Here is an 18,264-nt window from a genome sequence, read left to right as displayed (position 1 = left end):
TGCCCGCTTCTTAAGCCTTCTTCATCCCGTATCCCTTAGACAACCACTTCTCCAGCAGCACCACTCCCGCATACATGACCATCGACAATGCAGACAGAACCACAACCCCTACCCAGACCAGATTGATATCGAGAATGGTACCGGCGTAGATGACCATACGGCCTATGCCATGGCTTGAAGCGATGAACTCCCCGACAATCGCACCGGCCAGCGAGAGCGCGATATTAATCCGCAGACTGCTGATCATCCAGGGCATCGCCCAGGGAATGACCACCTTGGTGAACACCTGATGCCGCTTCGCCCCGAGCGAATACATCAGCTTCTCCATATCCTTGTCCACACTCTGCACGCCGCTATGCGCCGACAGGGCCGCCACAACCACTGTCATGGCAAAAGCTAACGCGACCTTCGAGAAAAATCCGATGCCCAGCAGAATGACCAGCACCGGGGCAAGCGCCAGCTTCGGCATCGCGTTAAGCAGGATCAGGAACGGTTCGCTGATGCCGGCAAATTTGCGGGACCACCAGAAGGACAGGCCGAGCAGCGAGCCAATCAGCGTTCCGCCGATGAAGCCGAGAATCGTCGAGCTTGAGGTATACGCAATATCCTCCAGCAGCGTCCCCTCTGTCACTTGAGTCCAGGTTGTGCTCATAATCCGCAGCGGGCTGCTCCAGTAGTACGGGTCCATCCAGCCGAACCGGGTGAACAGCTCCCAGCAGAGCACGATCAGCAGCGCCACCGACAGCCGTCCGATCCCGATGATCCGCTGCGTCCGGCGTCTGGCGGCTTCTTCATCAATAATGACCGGCTTCTTCTGCAGCTTCTCCGGCTTAACCGCCGAGACCGGGGCCGCCTCCAGCTTGTGAATGACGTAGCCTTTCTTTTGCACACTCTCCATGGTTGTCCTCTCCTTCAACAGTTTATGGGTTCTAAGAGATGCGGGTGGCAGCAGGCTCTTGGTCTCCGCTTGACAGCAGATTCAGCAGGTGGGCTTTCAGCTCCATGAATGAAGCAGATACCGTATCCTCCTGATGTCTCGGACGCGGCATATCTACAGAGATCTTGGAGATAATCCGTCCCGGCCGCCCGGAGAAGACATAGATGTCGTCAGACAGATAAATGGCTTCATCAATATCATGAGTGACGAATAACACCGTCTTGCGGAAGTCCTCCCAGAGCTCCAGCAGCCAGTTCTGCATCGTCAGCCGGGTCTGGGCATCCAGTGCGCCAAAGGGCTCGTCCAGCAAAATAATATCGCGCTCATACAGCAGCGTACGGAGCAGCGCTGCCCGCTGGCGCATCCCGCCGGACAGCTCTGCCGGGTAATGTCCGTCGAAGCCCTTCAGTCCATAGCGGTCCATCAGGGGCTTGGCCCGGAATACCGCTTCCTTGCGCGGCACCCCGCGGATCTCCATGCCCAGAATAATGTTGTCCAGTATCGTCCTCCAGGGCAGCAGCATATCCTTTTGCAGCATATACCCGACATATCCGGTCTTCCCTACAATATCCTCTCCGTCTGCAAGCACACGGCCGGTGGAGGGCGGAATCAGGCCCGCAATAATATTGAACAACGTGGACTTGCCGCAGCCGCTGGGGCCGATAATACTGACAAATCTGCCTTGTTCTATGGAGAGATTCGTCTCCTGCATGGCCATAATCTCCTGGCCGTCACGGCGGAACCACTTGCTGACACCGGCAATCTCAATTTTGGTTTTCATAGAATCAGCTCCTTAAGGTAGTAATAGCCTCACGACGATAAACAAAAAGCCGCCAGTTCAGGACACACCCCTGCAGGGAAATGTCCGAAAACTGACGGCAGGCCGGCTCTCCGAAGATCAGAGTTCCAACGTAGCGTTCAGATAATGCTCAAGGTCCTTCTCCAAAATTATGATCGTACCGGAATACTCGGTCTCCACATCATAATCTTTAAGAACAGCCTTAATATTGACTTGAAATTCATCCAGAAATGCCTGCTTGATCTCGACCTTGAATACTTCATGCAGCACCAGATTGATCTGGCGGCCTGCCGCGGGATCATGGGTATCCAGCACCTTAAGTACGGGCACCCGGCTATTAATGGATAAAATAATAATCTTGTTGCCCACAAAATCGACCTTCTGCTGCTTAACGCCGGCGTTGAACAGCTTCTTGTTGATTTCGTTGTAAATCCTTAGAATATCCTGTTTCCATTGTCCGGCGGAAGCGATCATTCGCGATCACACCCTTGCTGCAATAGATTATGTTATAAAATGTGACTTTTAAGCGACTATACCGCCTTTTCGCCCACCGCTTATACATCATTATAGATAAAAATAGAGACTTGTCAATAAAAATACGGAAGATAATATGACATTAATAGAAGATAACTAATACATATGATAGATTATCTGACAATCAAAGCGTCATTTGTCGCGAAGCTCTTCCAGCAACTCCATGCAGCTCCTTTGAAGCATGTTTCAGAGATTGAAAGCTTAATGCTCACGATGATACTATATAACGTAATGAAATGAATGGGAGGGACATGATGGACGCTAAAGCGAAAAAAATATTAAACAAAACGTTTTGGTCAGCGCAGGGCTGGAAGCCTGCCGGGGCAAGACTGCCTTTTGCCGGAGAAGAGTTTGAATATGCCAAAAGCAAAGGGGTCATGTTCGATCCCGTGACGATGACGCATGATGAGTGTGTATCGAGAATCCGTTATTTGCTGGAGCACGAGGTTACGAAGGACAAGGTAGCTGCTGCCTTTTTACATAGCTTATCCACAAGAGAAGTACATCTGAGAAGCGGGTTATCCAGCTATGCATTAACCAGCAATCTTCCCCTGCATAAATATAGTGACAAGCTTCTGGAGCGTGCCAGCTACAGCCATTGCTTCTATTGTAACGGGCATCAATTAATGACTCATGAAGAATGGAATCATGAGGATATTAATATTTTGAATTTTGAACGGGTAAAATGGGGCGGTGTCCGCTTAAATTGGCTCCTCTATTGCTGGATGGATCTCGAACTGCTAGCGAAAGAGGAGCCGGCAGAGGTGACCGCTGAGGATATTCAGCTTCTCAAACATTTACTCGCAGAGGTGGATGCCTGCGCTGAGACGGATTCTGCACGTAAATTAGAGAAGCGCTGGAAGAATGTATTATCCTCCAACCAGTATGAACGGGATGCTATGATGGAGATATGGGGTTTTGCAGGTATATTAGCTTCTCAGGAACGGCTTGGACCTGAACGCGGCAGAGGGACAGACTTCGTATCCGTAGCTTCATGGCTTGGCATAGACCGTTATGCGAAAGAGAAGGTAGAGTATTATTTTGGTGCTTATTTATAGTAACGAAATCGCCAATAATTAATGGATTGCGCGTAACTCTTCCAGCAGCTCCATCACCTCTGACTCCTCTACCGCAACGGAATACGAGCCGTCAGCAAAACGCTTCATCGCCCCGATACCGTCCTGGAAGACGAAGCGGATGCGGCCGCTGCGCACTTTTTTGTCCGTGTACATCTTGTCTATTAGCGCCCGGTTGGTAATGTTCTCAGGAGTCTCTGTTGGCAGACCTGCCTTCTTCAGTAAAGTCACTACGCGGTCAGCTTGCTCTTCCGTCATATAACCAAACTTCACACCCAGCCTCGCCTGGATGACAAGGCCCACAGCAATGGCTTCGCCGTGCAGCAGCCGGTAACCGCTGAGCGCTTCAAGCGCCCGGCCGGCGGTATGCCCCAGGTTCAGAATCTGCCGCAGATTGCGCTCATGCTCATCCTGCTCAACCACTTCATACTTGATCCGGCAATTCGTCAGCGCGATATGCTCGCACACCCCGCATCCAGGATTAGCTCCCCTTCTGCCGTAATGATTCTGTCCATGTTCGCTTCCAGATAGCTGAAGAACTGCTCATCACTCATACAGGCGTGTTTGATGGTCTCAGCCAGACCGCTTCTGAATTCACGGGCCGGAAGTGTGCGCCAGGCAGCCAGGTCTATGTATACTTTACGGGGCTGGTGGAAGACGCCGATCAGGTTGGTAGCGACAGGAGTGTTCACGCCGGTTTTGCCGCCTACGGAGGCGTCCGCTGCTGCCAGCAGGGTAGTAGCATAATTCAGTGAAGGCACGCCCCGGCCAAAGGTCCCAGCCACAAAACCCGCCAGGTCCGTCACCGCTCCGCCGCCCACTGCAATGATGCAGCAATCCCTGCCGTAAGCATGGCTTAGCAATTGATCCTCCAGCAGCGCCTTGGTCTCCCGGGTCTTCGAGCTCTCCCCCGCCGGAAAAGAGAATAAGTCCGCCTGGAACCCCTCACGCCGCAGCAGCTCCAGTAGAGGACGGCCATACAACGGCTCCACCGTAGAGTCTGTAATGATCGCATATTTGCTGGCTCCCTCTATCAGCCCCTGCTGCAAATCACGGACCAATGAGGCAAACAGATGCTCCCCGATTTCGATAGAGTATGAGTGATCGACTACTTTTTGGAGTGTTACTTCGAAGGTCTTGGACATGGGGATTGCCCCTTTCTGTTATGTAATTATGCCAACCAACCGCACAGAACATATTTCCGGAATATTATAACATAATTTAGGAGGGTTACTGGATGGATAGTCTTATGCAGTACAAAATCACCCTAACGAGTGAAGGATGCTGGTGCCTCTCTCACCGGCCGCTTGCAAGGAGCAGCATTGTTGCACACTTTGCAGTATTTCTATGAAAAAAGCCCGGCCCCGGACATATCCGGAGCCAGGCTTATGCGTAAAGCAAAAGACTATGAATATAACGGCCCGTAGGCAGCGCAGGCGCGGAAATCGGCGCCTTCCGGGTCCTTGGTGCCGAATGCGCTCCAGGCGCTGGGACGGAACAGGCGGCTCCTTCCCACATTGTGCATGTTGACCGGAATCCGCAGAATACTCGCCAGTGTGATGAGATCGGCACCGATGTGGCCGTAGCTGACCGCGCAGTGATTGGAGCCCCACGCCTCCATTACGGCATACACATCCTCAAATACCGGATCGCCCGGCACCGTGTTCGGCACAAACCAGGTAGTCGGCCAGGTTGGCGTGGTCCGCAAGTCGAGTGTGTCGTGTACAGCCTCCGGCAGTTCGAGCGTATATCCCTCCGCAAGTTGCAGCACAGGCCCCAGCCCATCCACCAGATTGATGCGCGACATCGTCACCGGCATACCTCCTCTGGTCGTATAGTCCGTCGAGTAGCCGCCGCCCGCGAACTGATCCATATAGGTTGGCCGCCAGCTTGTTGCAGCGAGACAGGCTTCGGCCTCTTCGCCGCTAATCTCCCAGTGCGGCTTCATGACCGGCCGCCCCTCTCTGCGCTGTTCCCCGGTGCCGTCCAGCGCGGCAGGTCCGGAATTAATCAAATGGATAAAGCCGCCGGCGGCAGGTCCTTCCGGTGTCCAGCCCGTGACGCGCCGGACGGCCTCCGGGCTCCAGTACGCCCGCACATCAGCGAAGATTTGCGCCGTATGAGACAAATAATGATTGAACAGCATCGTAACTGCATTCAGATTGTCATTCTCCGTCGCGACTGTGTAAGGCTCGCGGATGCCGTTCCAGTCGAATGAGCTGCACAGCACCGCCTCCAGTACGTCGGCGCTCGGGTTATGGTCGGTCCATTCCCGCTGCCCCTGGAAGCCGGAGGCGATCGCGTTGTAGCCGTAAGCCTCTTCCTCGAAGCCAAGCCGGGCCAGCCGCGGGTTACCGATCATGAGGTCGCGGACAATCATCGCCATTTGAACAGAGGTTGCCCAATTCGCCCGCTTGCGGTCTGCAGGAATACGCTCCTCCTCCGTGTTCGGGTCAGGCCCTTCCCGGCAGAAGCGGGACACCCAGTCCATGGCCGTCTTGAACTCCTCCGGATCGTAAATCCCCCCGTCCAGCCTGCGCGTCACCTCCGTCATATCGACATAAGCGTTGGTCATGCCGAGATAACGCCGGTAGAAGTCTTCATTCACGACACAGCCCGCGATCCCCATGGAGACCGAACCAATCGACAGATACGATTTGCCCCGCAGCAGCGCAGCCGCAAGGCCTGCACGGGCAAACCGGGCCAGCTTATCCTGCACATCCTCCGGCAGCGACCGCTCTCTGCTGTCCTGAATGTGACGGCCGTAGATTTTAAATACGGGCAGCCCTTTCTGGTTATGGGCGGCATGAAGGGCAGCCAGATATACGGCTCCCGGCCGCTCCGTACCGTTAAAGCCCCAGACAGCGTGAGGCAAGGCCGGGTCCGTCTCCATCGTCTCCAGCGGATAACACCAGCCGCTGGCTACGGTTACCATTACGCCGACCCCTTCCCTGCGGAACTGCTCCGAGCAGCGGGCCGCCTCAGGCAGCCCGGAAATACAGGTATCGAACACGATGACCTCTGCGGGCGAACCGTCAGGGTTGCGGACGGATGACGAGATGACCGCTGCGGCTTCGTGCGCAAGCGCCATCGTCATCTCCTTCAATGCCGCCTTCACCTGCTTGCGGCGGTCAATGACCGGACGGATGCCAATCTTAGGAAAACCGCCTGCATAACGATGTGTAAAATCCAAATCCGCCATAAGCTCCTCCTTTTTAATACACCGTAAACTGGTGCCGGCCCGGGCCGGCTTCATGGCGCACCCGCGCCCCTGTTTCTTGCCCAACAGACGACGGGAGCATAATGACGGCCCTCGTGTCAGGCGGCACAACGACTGTCAGCACAAGCGCTCCGGCCGTCTGCGACCATTCCGAGCGGATCAGCCCCCGGACTGAACGGATTTCAGCCGCCGCCGAATCCAGGTCCTGCGGAATATGCGGATGAATCAGAATCCGTTCGTAGCCTGGAGCCAGCGGACGGATGCCGGCCAGCCGGGTATAGAAGGACGCGCCAATCCCGCCGAACATAGCATGGTCATGCGAATGCATGGCACCCTTGGGACTCCACTGCTCCCATAGGGTTGTTGCGCCCTGACCGATCTGGTAGCCGAACCCGGGATATTCCGTACTGCGCAGGATGGTGAGCGCCAGATCGATATACCCGTGATCGGCCAGAACATCCATCAGGTAACGCGTTCCGTAGATACCCGTTGCCAGCCGATTACCTTGCTCCGCAATGGCCTCAGCCAGTCTGCGCGCCGCAGCGTGTACGTGGTCAGCAGGAACCAGACCATAGGCCAGCGTCAGCAATTGCGCGGTCTGCGACCCGCTGCCGTACACTCCCTCCCCTTGGTGAAACCGGGCATGGAACGCTTCGGCCAACGATTGTCCCAGCGCTGCGTAACGGGAGCGGTCTTCCTCCAGTCCCAGCACTTCGGCGGTTTCGGACACGATAACAGCCAGCCTGTAATACAAAGCGGTATTCACCAGTTCAACTTCATGGAAATAAGCGTCCCAGCCATCCTCGTTAGGCGGGCACCAGTCTCCAAAGCCCTCCTTCACCATTCCCTCCGGCCACTTGGCGGCCAGATGCTCCACATACGACCGCATCGCCGGATAGCTGTCTTCGAGTACGCCAATGTCTCCGTAGTACCAATACAGATGCCAGGGCAGAGATACCTTGTCCCCGCTCCAGTCCGGGTTCGATTCGCTGTCCGCGATATCGCCCAGCCATTTCCGGTAATACGCCTGCATATCGAAATTGTGGATACCGGCTTCCTCCACGACGGCGGAATCCATCAGGCAGGGTGTCCGCTCGTCACGCTGGCAGCAGTCCGTCGGGATGCTGACCAGATTGTTCAGATACGACCAGCGGATGTTGCTCTGAATCCGGTTCAGCAGCGGATCGGAGCAGGTGAATGTTCCAGCTTCAGCGACATCGGCATGGATCGGAATAGCGGTAATGGACTCCGGTTCTATATCACTGGTAATCTCCACATAACGGAAGCCATGATAGGTGAACCGCGGCTCATACATCTCCGCCTGGTGCTCTGCGGATTCAGCCGGCACCTGTGTCCCCCGCAAAATATACACATCCATCGCTCTGGCATTCCGGTTGGTCCAGGAATCGATATTGCCCTGATCGTCAATAATCTCACTATATTTCATTGTTATACGACGTCCTGACTGACCCTGGACGGCTATCCTTACCCATCCCGCTATATTTTGGCCGAAATCGTACACCAGTGTGCCTTCCCTTGGGCGCAGGACGCGTACCGGGACGAGCGGTTCAAAAGGAAGCACCGGCGGCTGCGGATTGGACAGCAGTTCCCCCTCCGGCGGCTCAGCAAGCCTGGCCGGACGCCATGAAGCATCCCCGGTATATCCGGCCAGATTCCAGCCCACGGGGATCAAACGGCCGTCAAAGGTCTCCCCATCGTAGATGTCATTCATCAGAATGGGGCTGTCCGTACAGGTCCACGACTCATCGGTTCCTATAATAACGCTGGTGTCGTCCTCAAGCTCCGCAGCCAGCTCCAGAATGACCGCCTTATCCCGCTTCCATTTCCAGCCCCAGCGGGAGTAATTATGATTGTAGCCGTTGCCGAGCCATAGGCCGATGACATTCCCGCCGGATTGGAGAAGTCCGGTGACATCATAGGTATCATACAGCAGCCGCCGGCCGTAAGGCGTGTTAGCTGGAGCAAGTACACGCCGGTCAGGTTTGTGTCCGTTAACGGTCAGCTCAACCCAGCCGAGCGCGTACACCCGGATGACTGCCTTCCTGATTCCGGCGGACAGCCTGAACTCCCGGCGGAACAGCGGACTGTCTACGGGAACCGGAGAGGTACAGAGTGACGTTACATTCTCCGCCAGCCTTAATCCGCTGCCCGAGCGGTCGATTGCGCCTGCCGTGAAATGGATCGTCTCCGGGTCATAGAAGCGGTTCACATACAGAGCACGGCCCATGGCATCGGATACGCGCAACTCACGGAACACGGCACCGTTCCCCGCTTCCGTGCGGAAGCCCACCGTTCCTGCAAACGGAGCGGCCGGGACTGCCATCATCTGCTGCCCGTCAAAACGGACAATTATCGTTTCTTCCCGTTGCAGCAGTTCAAGCAGAACCTCCGAGCCGCTGCCTGATGCTGCATATTCCGACATGATCAGTCCGGGCGCTTCCGCCGTTCCCAGTACTTGCGCCCGCCCGTCTTCTACGGAGAACAGGCTGATGGCCCCCGCTACCGTATCAAGCGCACATCCATAATGGCGCTCCTCCGATTGATAGCCGAACAGCAGGGCGGCGCGGCCCCGCTCCAGTTGAATAAGTACGCTGACGCTGTACCCTGCCCATGCATAATGATCCTCCACCGGCCTTGTAATCCAGCTAGCTTGCCAGGCGTTTGTTATGGTGCTGTCGTTGCGGTCCCCCATCTTCACTCCTCCTCTATTGTTCATTCCGCGCTGCGCCTTCTGCTGAAACTGGCGGGACCGCCGCAGCGTTCCATGCACTCAGCGTTACGCCCTCCAGAGAGATATCCGGTCCGGCTGTATACGGAACCCGCCGTTCCTCTCCAGGCTGCAGACCAAAATCATTATCTTCGAGGAAGCAGCTCCATTCTTCCGGGAAACCGCCGATTGTCACCCTGACAGCCGGAACAGTGCCGGTGTTGCGTATCCTAAAAGCACCTCCGTCTGCGGTCCGCCCGGCTTCCCATTCCAGTACAGCGGGCGGTAAAGCCAGCAGCGGCGCGGACTTTAGATTGGCATACAGCTCAAACGCGCGCTGCGCCTCTTCCCCGGGGTATTCGTTGCCGCCGTGAAGATGGCTGCGTTCAAAGGCAAGCAGCTCCTCCGGCTTGGACTGGGCATTAAAGAAATACCATTGATCCGACAGCAGGCTGCCGTTCTCTGCACGGAGCGTAACATCCGCAATAAAGGGACGGATATGATCTTCGGACGGAAGCTGCATAGAGAGGCAGCCAAGGTGCAAGGCCCTTCCCGGCTTCAGCCTAAGTCCCCCATAGCGGTATGCTTCCAGCTCGGTTAACCGGCTGTTATACAAGGTGACCGTGACGGATGCCCCGGTTAACCCGGCGGGCGTATCGCTGACCGCGTACAGATCAGCTTCAAACCGCTCGCCTGCCTGCCAGCCGTCCGTTTTGGCGAAGGTCAACAAGGCGTTCTCCGGCCGGCAGGACTGTTTGGCCCGGTAATAGGACAGCTTGGGGGACCCGTAGAAATCGACGATCCCCCAGGAATGGCCCGGGAACAGGTCAGTGAATTTGTAATACCAGAAGCCGGTACTCGCACCGCCGGTCTGCGCCCGCTGCATATCCGCTGTGAAGCGGATGGAATCTCCCTGCGCCGTCTGGGAGTACCGGATATAATCGTTCCAGCTCCTGATCGGCCCGTAAGCGCCATAGCGCATGACTTTGATGATATCTTTTAGCCCGAACTGGTGAAAATGAGCCTTCCAGCCCCGGCTGTCCTCCGTAGGCGGATACGAAGCCAGCTCCTCCTCAGGGAGGAAACGGAGGCAACTGGACCTGTCAGGCATACTGGGAATGCCGAACTCTCCGTAGAATACAGACGGCATCGCCAGCGTTGCCTCATCCAGCAGTTCCCCGCCGTGATACACATTCCAGTTATGCACACTCCCGCCCCACGGATCAGTCCGGTGGAACGGCCGGGACGGATCGAAGCCGCGGCAGCGTCTGCCCGTCAGGAACAATCCTTCATCCGCGCCGCCGTGGGGGCCGTTCTCGTTGCCGCCGCCCCACATGACGAGCGAGGGATGATTGCGCAGCCGCTTCACCGCTCCGGTCACCTGGCGGTCGATGACGCCGAGGTCCGTATGCGGCGAGTCCGGGGGACCCCAGCAGAGCGGGAATTCCTGATAGACCATTATGCCCTTCTCATCGCACAGCCGGTAGAACATGTCGCCTTCGACAAGCCCTCCGCCCCAGGCCCGCAGCATGCCCACATGTCCTCTGCGCGCCAGCTCCAGCAGCCGTTCATACAGCTCCCCGCTCTGTTCCAGCAGCGGGTCCGGCCAGCACCAGTTCGCCCCCTTGATGAACATCGGCACCCCGTTAATGACGAATTGCCAGCGGTAGTGCGCTTCGGGCTCGCTTGCGGCGGCCGGAAGCATCTCGATTGTCCGGATGCCAAAGACGGTTGAAGCATCCGATATGGTGCCTGCGTCTACCGCAACCGGGCTCAGCTCCAACCGGTACAACGCCTGTTCCCCGTAACCCGACGGCCACCAAAGAGACGGACGGGGGATGCGGACCTCCGCCTGGAAGCGGTTAACGCCATACGAGACCGTAACCTCATTCTTGAAGCGGTGCTCACCGCTTTTGCCATCCGGCTCCGGTACGCTGCCGTTTACGGACGGGCCGTCTTGTCTGCGAATGATGCCTTCCACGGTAACCGGAAGCGGCTCCGCTTGACTGCTGATCACCGAATACTCCACGGCCAGCACTGCCTCATCCGGGCTGATGGAGAGTGTAGCCACGTACGGATCGGTTACCTTCAGCTCCGCTTCGGCCCGCACAAGCACCTCTCTCCAGATGCCCATCGAGATCAGATGTCCATAATGCCAGCCGAAGCCGGGGCTGCCCTTCAGCAGGCCGTTCCAGGACTGCGGGGCCTGATCGACACGGACCACAACCTCGTTCGGAGCGCCGAACAGGGCCAGCCCGGTAATATCCAGCTCAGGCCCGCCGAACATCCCTTTGTGATGGCCAAGGGATACTCCGTTGACGAACACGGTGGCGGAATAGTCGATACCCTCGAACGAAAGCGTCAGACGGCGGCCCTGCCACTCCACGGGCAGCTCAAACGATCTGGCGAACCACCAGTCCCTTGTCTCGGCGCGCGTGCGGCGGAACCAGACCGGCGTTTCCGGCGGCTGCCCGTGCTCCTCCAGTTCGTCGAGTATATTAGTATTCCAGAAGGGGTCCTTCATCAGATCCAGCTCAAGCAGCGCTTTCTGCACCGTTCCCGGCACCTGGACCTCATGCCAGCCGCTGCGGTCGCAGCCGGGCTTATACCAGCCTTCCTCCATCCCTTCGGCGGCTGTGGCCCTGCGGCCGAACCAGCCGGTATTGGGCGGCGGATCGCCCGCATCGGCGGGAGTGCCGTCTCTCATCCGCCATATCCCCGAAAGCGAGAGCGTCCCGGCTGAAGCTGCTTCTCCAGCCGGAGATCCATCCGCCTGCCGGGCGGCAGCTGTTCTTACAGGGACCCGGCTCTCCGCTTCAATCAGCGAATCGCCGTGAAGGGAAGACCGGGCATAGGCTTCGTCTTGGATTTCATCAAGATAGCGAACGCCAGCTAATGGGCGGTAGCAGGAAATGTCTGGCATAATCGTCCTCTTTTCGTAACGTTATGTCTTGATTGAAATGTACCGGTTGAAACGCACTGGCGGCGGCTTCGTGATACAATCCGGTCTATAGCACGGTTACCGAGACCTGCGGCTTGAAGCCGTCCGGGGGCTGAATGTCGAGCCCGGTGTCATGCGGAGCGGTCACCTCCAGCCGGAAGACGGAGGCTCCGTCCTCCTCCGCGATGCTCCACTCTACATCAATCCGGCCGCCGCCGGGCAGCGGAACCGCACCCTTCGCCCAACGGAGATCTCCCGGCTGAGGTGAGATCAGCACCCGGCTCCAGCCAGGTGCTGCCGGGCGGATGCCCAGTATCCAGGCTCCCAGGAAATAACCCGGAGCCGCCGACCAGGCATGGCAATGGCTGCGGGTGAGCAGCTGCGAATTCGCCCGGTTCTCCTTGAAATTCGGGTACATCTCCCAGCAGGCCGTCGCCTCATGCTCGATCATCTGCCCGTAGACCTCGCGCATATCGTCCAGCATCAGCTGCACATTGCCGGCCTGAGCCAGCGTCTCATAGTAGAAAAAGGCCATAAACGGACTTCCGATCCCCACAAAATCAGCCGGCGGACCGGACAAATACCGGACCAGCTGTTCCTTCCGCTCACCTTCGGCCACCCCGCAGAGCAGCGCCATGACCTGAGTCTGCATACTGAACGACACGGACGGCGTTCCGTCCGGATAAATGCAGTCCACATATGCCTGCCGTTCCTCCGACCACAGATGCCGGTTGACCGCCTCCTTCAACTCTGCCGAGGCTTGCCGGTAATGTCCGCTCTCCCCGGCTGCGCCGCCCATCGCCGCAAGCTCCGCCGCATCGCGCAGCGTGCGGACAAGCACTGCATTCTGATGGGTGACGACGCCGTCGTTCGGCTGCTCGATCGGTGCCCAGTCCAGCAGATTCCAGGCTTTAATACGGAGTAGCCCTCTGCTGTCGATATGTTCCAGGTAGCGGTCCAGCGTCAGCCTGACCTTGGGCCACATATCTGTGGCGAACCGGGTGTCCCCGGTATGCCGGGCATATTCGAGACAGGCCGTGACCCAGAAGAAGGTCCAGTTCGGGATTACGCTGCTCCAGCCGCTCGGAACCTGATCGGCATACAGCCCGCCGGTCTGCTGCGCAGAGCCGGGAACGAGATCCAGACATCTTTTGACCAGATCGGCCGCATCGAAGAGATAATAGCTCACCAGCGCCTCATTCCGGCTGTCTCCGACCCAGAATACCTGCTCATAGGCAGGACAATCCACGAACGTATCCTCCATGCATACCCGGGTGGTATGGCGGCTGATTTCCCATATATCATTCAGCAGGGCGTCGGAGCAGTGGAAGCGGCCGATGTCCGCCGCCGGGTAGTTGCTCTGGAGAATCCGGCAGCTGTAGAGCTTCACCGGCCGGTCCGCCCCGCGCACCGTTAACATCACATAACGGAGCCCGCGCCGCACGGGCGATGTATAGCTCTGCCGCCCCTCACGGCAAATATAGCGGAGCGTATTATCCAGTCCGTAAGTGTCCTGACGCCATCCTTTGCTGTAATACTCGAAGCCGTAACAATCGATGATGGTACCTGCCGGTGCCTCTACTTCAAAGGTCAGGTAACCGGACCATTCCCGGCCGAAGTCGAGGATCAGCTCGGTATCAGGCGGGAGGACAGCCTCCTGCTCTGGATTTACGGCCCGCGCCTGCCCTATTACCGCAGGCACCGGATTGGCGTTACACACATTGTGCATTTGCGCGGGTACAGGCCGGGGAACCTCTTCACTTGTCCAGACGCAGGCAGTAAACACGGAGCAGTCCGAGGTAAGAGACGGCTCAAACGGCCGGATATAATCCGTGTAAGCCTCCAGTCCGGATGCATCCTGCAAGAGCCGGAAGTCTTCGTGGATACCAAGCTCCGGACAAGCTGCGGTGTCCCAATCCCTGTCCCCTCCAAACCCGCGGTATTCCTGCAGCGGATGGGGGTCGGCCAGGTGATCGATATGGACGCGCAGGCCGAACGGGCCGGCCAGCAGGAAGGGCGACGGCTCCGCATGACCGCTCAGCGGTGAGACCACCTCGAAGGGCTGCCGGCAATCAATTCCGAAATGTAATCCCCCGCCATGATCCGCGCCGGTCATCTCAATCGCCGCGAAGTTATCCCCCTGATGGAGAAGCACCCGCTGATACCGCCCGGGCTGCTCCCCCTCCATCTCTAGGACGGGGTAATAACGGCCGTTTACGTTCAAGCCCCGCAGCGGCCCGAAGCCGTTAGCGAAGCCGATCACGGCTTCGCATTCGCTCGCGGCGCGAATCGTAAAGGCGGCATAGCCGGCGAACGATACCGGATTGGCATGCAGTGCCGCACCGGGCTCCATCGCCTGCCGGACATCGAGGAAGGCCGTCCAGGCGGCAGGCCTGACGGCCTTCAGCGATTCCACCCGCACCGGCCAGACCTCCTGCTCCGTCAGCTCAGGAATCCCGGACGGCACGAGCGCCGTCCACGGCCCTTCCCCCGGACCGGCGATCACGCGCGCCGGTTCCCATGGACCTCCGGCAGCGTCAAGCTCCGTCTCCATAAGAGTGCTGGCCCAGTCCGGCCGCCAGCGCCGTCCGTCCACCCGCTCGGCGAATCCGAGCTGGCAGGACATCCGCGGCGCCCGGCGTTCATAACCGCCGTGATCCGCCGTCAGCCAGGAGGCGTCCGTCCCGAGCACGAAGCGCCGCACTTCGCCCCCGCCACCGGACGCTGCGGCCGTGTCCGGAGCAGTCTCAATCCTATCCAGCTGCGCCAGCAAGCCGCCCCGGCCCGGAACATAGGCAAAGGTAGCAATTCCGAAGCTGATCACGAGCACGGCAATGGTATTCCTGCCGCTATGCAGCAGATGGCCGACCTCATGCACGTGATAGCTGAGCTGCTCCGGCCAGGAGCGCGCCGGTCCCCGGCCGCATATCACGCCGTTAACATACAGCACATACCGGGCATCCGCCGTAATGGACAGCTCTGCACTCCCGCCTCGCCAGGCGGTCAGATCGAACTCCCGCCGGAAGCAACGCCACTCGTTGCGCGGCCAATCCTCCGGCCCGCCCCAAATCCAGGACGCATTCCACTCCGTAGCCGGATGTTCTTGATGCGGCATCATGTTAACCAACTCCTCTCAGGTTAAGCGGTAACAGGAGAGCTAAAGCCTGCCGGCTTTAGCTCCGCTTGTACCGCTATCGTCCTGTAGACAGTGCAGACTTCCGCTGCTGTACAGCTTTGTTGTACTGCCCGGTTTACAGGCCGTGTTCCGTTCTGAGCTTCTTGACCTCCCCGTTATACCATGCGGTGAACTCGTCGGCTCCGCCTTTCTGGAACGCCTTCAGTGCCGCCTGCTTATTGGCTTCGAACGTCTTGTCATCCTTGCTCAGAATGATCTTGGCGGCTTCGCGGGCGGCGAGCTCCTTCAGCTCGGCCTCCTGCTTCTTCAGCGCATCGGTCAGTGTTACGCCCGGAACCGTGTTGCGCTTGATGATCTCCTCATCGGACATTCCGTTCATCCAGGTGGTGAACGTATCCAGCTTGCCTTCGTCGATCAGCTTCTTGAACACCTCGCCCGAATAGGAAGCACCGAAGTGCTGGGCGAAATCCTTCTCCAGCGGAGTAGCCGCCTTCGCCAGCGCTTCCTCCGAGGTGAACAGATCCACCGGCATCTGATCGTTCGGGTTGATCATATCGCCGCCGAGCCCGATAATGTTGCGGTCGAGCGACAGGCCTGTCGCTTCATACGGAGCCCCGCCGGCAGCCTTGAGCGCAAGCGTCTCATCGCTCAGCGCCGGCTTGCCGTCCACCATGCTCCAGTGCGTGCCTTCAACGCCATTATACATCGTTCTTGCACCTTCGTAAGAGAAGATATAGTTCAGGAATTCCATCGCTTTTTCGGGATTCTTGGAGCTTCTGGAGATGGAGTAAGCCTTATCCTGCCAGCCCAGCGGATTCACGGCCCCGGTCCAGGCCAGCTTCCCGGCGGGCACTACGATATAGCCTTTGCCGTCCGCAGCGTGCTGGGCATTGAAGTCTCCCATCGCCCAGGTCGCGGGTCCGACCACGATCTGGCCGGCTGTCGCTTTAGCCATGTAATCGTTATTCTTCATCGTCAGCGAATCGGGATCAAGCAGTCCCCGGCGGTTCGCCTTGTTGTAGAAGTCCATCGCCGTCCAGAAGTTGGACGATTCATCCGTCAGCGTGCTCATGAATTCGCTGCCGCCAACCGGCGCTGCCGTCAGGTCGCTGGTGGACCCGCTCAGTTTGTTGAAGATAATCGGCGGAATCAGGTAAGGCCACAGCCCCCAATCCTGCCACATGGAGACGCCGTATACCTTTTTACCGTCCTCGGTTTGCGGGTGCTTCTGTACAATTTGCTCTACCACATCCAGCAGATCGTCCATCGTGTTGATGGCGGGAGCGCCGATTTCCTTATACCAGTCCCAGCGGATTGTAGGGCCGATCGTGATCGGGGCAATGGAGGTGCCGGGCTTGGATTGAACCTGAGGCGGCAGGAAGTACAGCTTGCCTGTGCCGTTGCTCCAGTTCTTTTTGCTGTATTCCACTACAGTTCCGACATTCGCGCTGATGTCCTTGCCGTGCTCAGCCAGCATATCGTCCAGCGGCACGATCAGCTCGCCTTCGATCAGCTGCTTCTGGAACTTGTTCACATCGGTCCGGACGATGTCAGGCAGATCGCCGCCAGCCAGCAGAACGTTGAACTTGTTCTCGTCAGCCTCCACGTATTCGATTTTGACGCCGAGCTTGTCGGCAATCGCTTTGGCGACCACGCTGTCCTGATGGGTATTCCATTTGGAGCCAGTTTCCATAATCAGCACACGCAGGGTAACCTGCTCTTTGGCGCTCCCTGAATCAGTAGCCTCTGCACCGGCCGAGTTCGTTCCCCCTGCGGGTGAGGGGCTTGCGGCATTCCCGCCGCTGTTGTTACCGTTCGAGCAGGCGGACAGCGCCAGGGAAGCAGTCATGAGCGAAGCAAGGAGCAGTTGGAGCGTTCTTTTTTGTCTCATTCGGATAACCCTCCTGTGTAATGGTCTATAATTATCGGCGGTCGCCGGATAATCCCTTGTTGTATTCTTCCAGCCCGCCTCAGCCTTTAACCGCACCCATCATGATTCCTTTGACAAAATACCGCTGCAGCATCGGATACACCAGCACGATCGGAAGCGTTACGATCATCGTAATCGTCATCCGGATCGACTGCGGCGTCAGTGTCCGCACGAGATCGCCCCGGGTGAGCTGATCGGTCGTCATGTTGGACAGGTTGCTCGACTGGTTGAGGAAGTTGTACAGCACCAGCTGCAGCGTCTGCAGCTTCGGATTCTCGACCAGAAAAAAGTTATCGAACCAAGTATTCCACTGGGCCACCGCCGCAAATACGGCAATGGTAGCAATAATCGGCATCGACAGCGGAAAGATGATGCTCGTGTAGACCTTGAAGTAACCAGCGCCGTCGATTTTGGCTGATTCCTCCAATGAAGCCGGCAATTGTTCGATGAACGTTTTGATCAGGATAATGTTAAAGCCCGAAATGGCGCTCGGAATGATGTACAGCAGAAAGTTGTTTTGCAGCCCGTATGTCTTCATCGTCAGATACCAGGGAATGAAGCCGGCGTTGAAATACATCGTGATCAGCACGAACCGGTAAATGATCTTGCGCAGCGGCATTTCATCCTTGGTAATGAGATAGGCGAAGAATGAGCAGCTGAAGACGGTAATGAGTGTGCCAAGCACCGTCCGGGCCACGGTCACGATTGCCGCATCGGAGATGCCCGGGAGCCTGACCGTTGCTTTGTAGGCTTCAAGCGAGAAGCCGGCAGGCCAGATGAGCACGCCCTTCTGGGCTTCGATCGGATCGCTGACCGAGTAGATGAAGATGAAGTAGAACGGGTAGATCGTCACGATGACCAGCAGGGTCAGAAAAAGATAGTTGCATACAGTGAAGGCGGCATCCTTCCAGTCCATCCGTCTGCGCCGCCGGTAGGCCTGCGTTTCTTCATAGGTGCTCATGG

The 18,264-nt window shown here is 57.7% G+C and carries 12 protein-coding genes; 1 reads left to right on the top strand and 11 read right to left on the bottom strand.

Features of this window, described 5'->3' with window-relative positions; translation table 11 throughout:
* Nucleotides 1–10 precede the first annotated feature (10 nt).
* From K1558_RS16190 to K1558_RS16180, 3 genes are all read right to left on the bottom strand, one after another.
* Nucleotides 11–898: an ABC transporter permease gene (locus tag K1558_RS16190; RefSeq protein WP_238652651.1), complete on the bottom strand. Its 888-nt coding sequence runs from the start codon at nucleotides 896–898 to the stop codon at nucleotides 11–13.
* A 31-nt stretch (nucleotides 899–929) separates the two neighbouring features.
* Complete coding sequence (locus K1558_RS16185; RefSeq protein WP_238652650.1) at nucleotides 930–1,718, bottom strand: ABC transporter ATP-binding protein; 789 nt, start codon at nucleotides 1,716–1,718, stop codon at nucleotides 930–932.
* 117 nt (nucleotides 1,719–1,835) lie between these two features.
* Nucleotides 1,836–2,210 (bottom strand): Na-translocating system protein MpsC family protein, encoded by a 375-nt coding sequence (locus K1558_RS16180; RefSeq protein ID WP_238652649.1) that lies wholly within the window; start codon nucleotides 2,208–2,210, stop codon nucleotides 1,836–1,838.
* A 314-nt stretch (nucleotides 2,211–2,524) separates the two neighbouring features.
* Here K1558_RS16180 and K1558_RS16175 point away from each other — a divergent pair, with 314 nt between their 5' ends.
* A complete protein-coding gene (locus K1558_RS16175; protein ID WP_238652648.1) occupies nucleotides 2,525–3,328 on the top strand; it encodes a hypothetical protein in 804 nt (267 codons plus the stop codon).
* A gap of 18 nt (nucleotides 3,329–3,346) precedes the next feature.
* On the opposite strand, the gene K1558_RS32825 is transcribed toward K1558_RS16175, so the two are convergent.
* From K1558_RS32825 to K1558_RS16140, 8 genes are all read right to left on the bottom strand, one after another.
* Nucleotides 3,347–3,814: a 3-dehydroquinate synthase family protein gene (locus tag K1558_RS32825; protein WP_338019705.1), complete on the bottom strand. Its 468-nt coding sequence runs from the start codon at nucleotides 3,812–3,814 to the stop codon at nucleotides 3,347–3,349.
* Nucleotides 3,793–4,491, bottom strand: coding sequence for a 3-dehydroquinate synthase family protein (locus tag K1558_RS32820; RefSeq protein ID WP_274528609.1), 699 nt, complete (start codon nucleotides 4,489–4,491; stop codon nucleotides 3,793–3,795). The genes K1558_RS32825 and K1558_RS32820 overlap by 22 nt, the downstream gene beginning before the upstream one ends.
* A gap of 260 nt (nucleotides 4,492–4,751) precedes the next feature.
* Nucleotides 4,752–6,548 carry an L-fucose isomerase gene (locus K1558_RS16165; protein WP_238652647.1) on the bottom strand — a complete coding sequence of 599 codons (1,797 nt, stop codon included), beginning with the start codon at nucleotides 6,546–6,548 and terminating at the stop codon, nucleotides 4,752–4,754.
* Nucleotides 6,549–6,561: 13 nt separating this feature from the next.
* Nucleotides 6,562–9,279: an alpha-L-rhamnosidase gene (locus K1558_RS16160; RefSeq protein ID WP_238652646.1), complete on the bottom strand. Its 2,718-nt coding sequence runs from the start codon at nucleotides 9,277–9,279 to the stop codon at nucleotides 6,562–6,564.
* Between the two features lie 13 nt (nucleotides 9,280–9,292).
* Nucleotides 9,293–12,217 carry a glycoside hydrolase family 2 protein gene (locus tag K1558_RS16155; RefSeq protein ID WP_238652645.1) on the bottom strand — a complete coding sequence of 975 codons (2,925 nt, stop codon included), beginning with the start codon at nucleotides 12,215–12,217 and terminating at the stop codon, nucleotides 9,293–9,295.
* 85 nt (nucleotides 12,218–12,302) lie between these two features.
* Nucleotides 12,303–15,353: a family 78 glycoside hydrolase catalytic domain gene (locus K1558_RS16150; RefSeq protein ID WP_238652644.1), complete on the bottom strand. Its 3,051-nt coding sequence runs from the start codon at nucleotides 15,351–15,353 to the stop codon at nucleotides 12,303–12,305.
* Nucleotides 15,354–15,486: 133 nt separating this feature from the next.
* On the bottom strand, nucleotides 15,487–17,262 hold the full coding sequence (locus tag K1558_RS16145) for an extracellular solute-binding protein (RefSeq protein WP_238652643.1): 1,776 nt from the start codon (nucleotides 17,260–17,262) through the stop codon (nucleotides 15,487–15,489).
* Between the two features lie 79 nt (nucleotides 17,263–17,341).
* Nucleotides 17,342–18,262, bottom strand: a complete 921-nt coding sequence (locus tag K1558_RS16140) for a carbohydrate ABC transporter permease (RefSeq protein WP_238652642.1) — start codon at nucleotides 18,260–18,262, stop codon at nucleotides 17,342–17,344.
* Nucleotides 18,263–18,264: the final 2 nt, after the last annotated feature.

It is taken from the genome of Paenibacillus piscarius (assembly GCF_022234545.1).
Lineage (GTDB): Bacteria > Bacillota > Bacilli > Paenibacillales > Paenibacillaceae > Paenibacillus_AQ > Paenibacillus_AQ piscarius.
The sequence above is the reverse complement of the archived record's forward strand: the minus strand, read 5'-3'. Positions and strand labels throughout refer to the sequence as shown.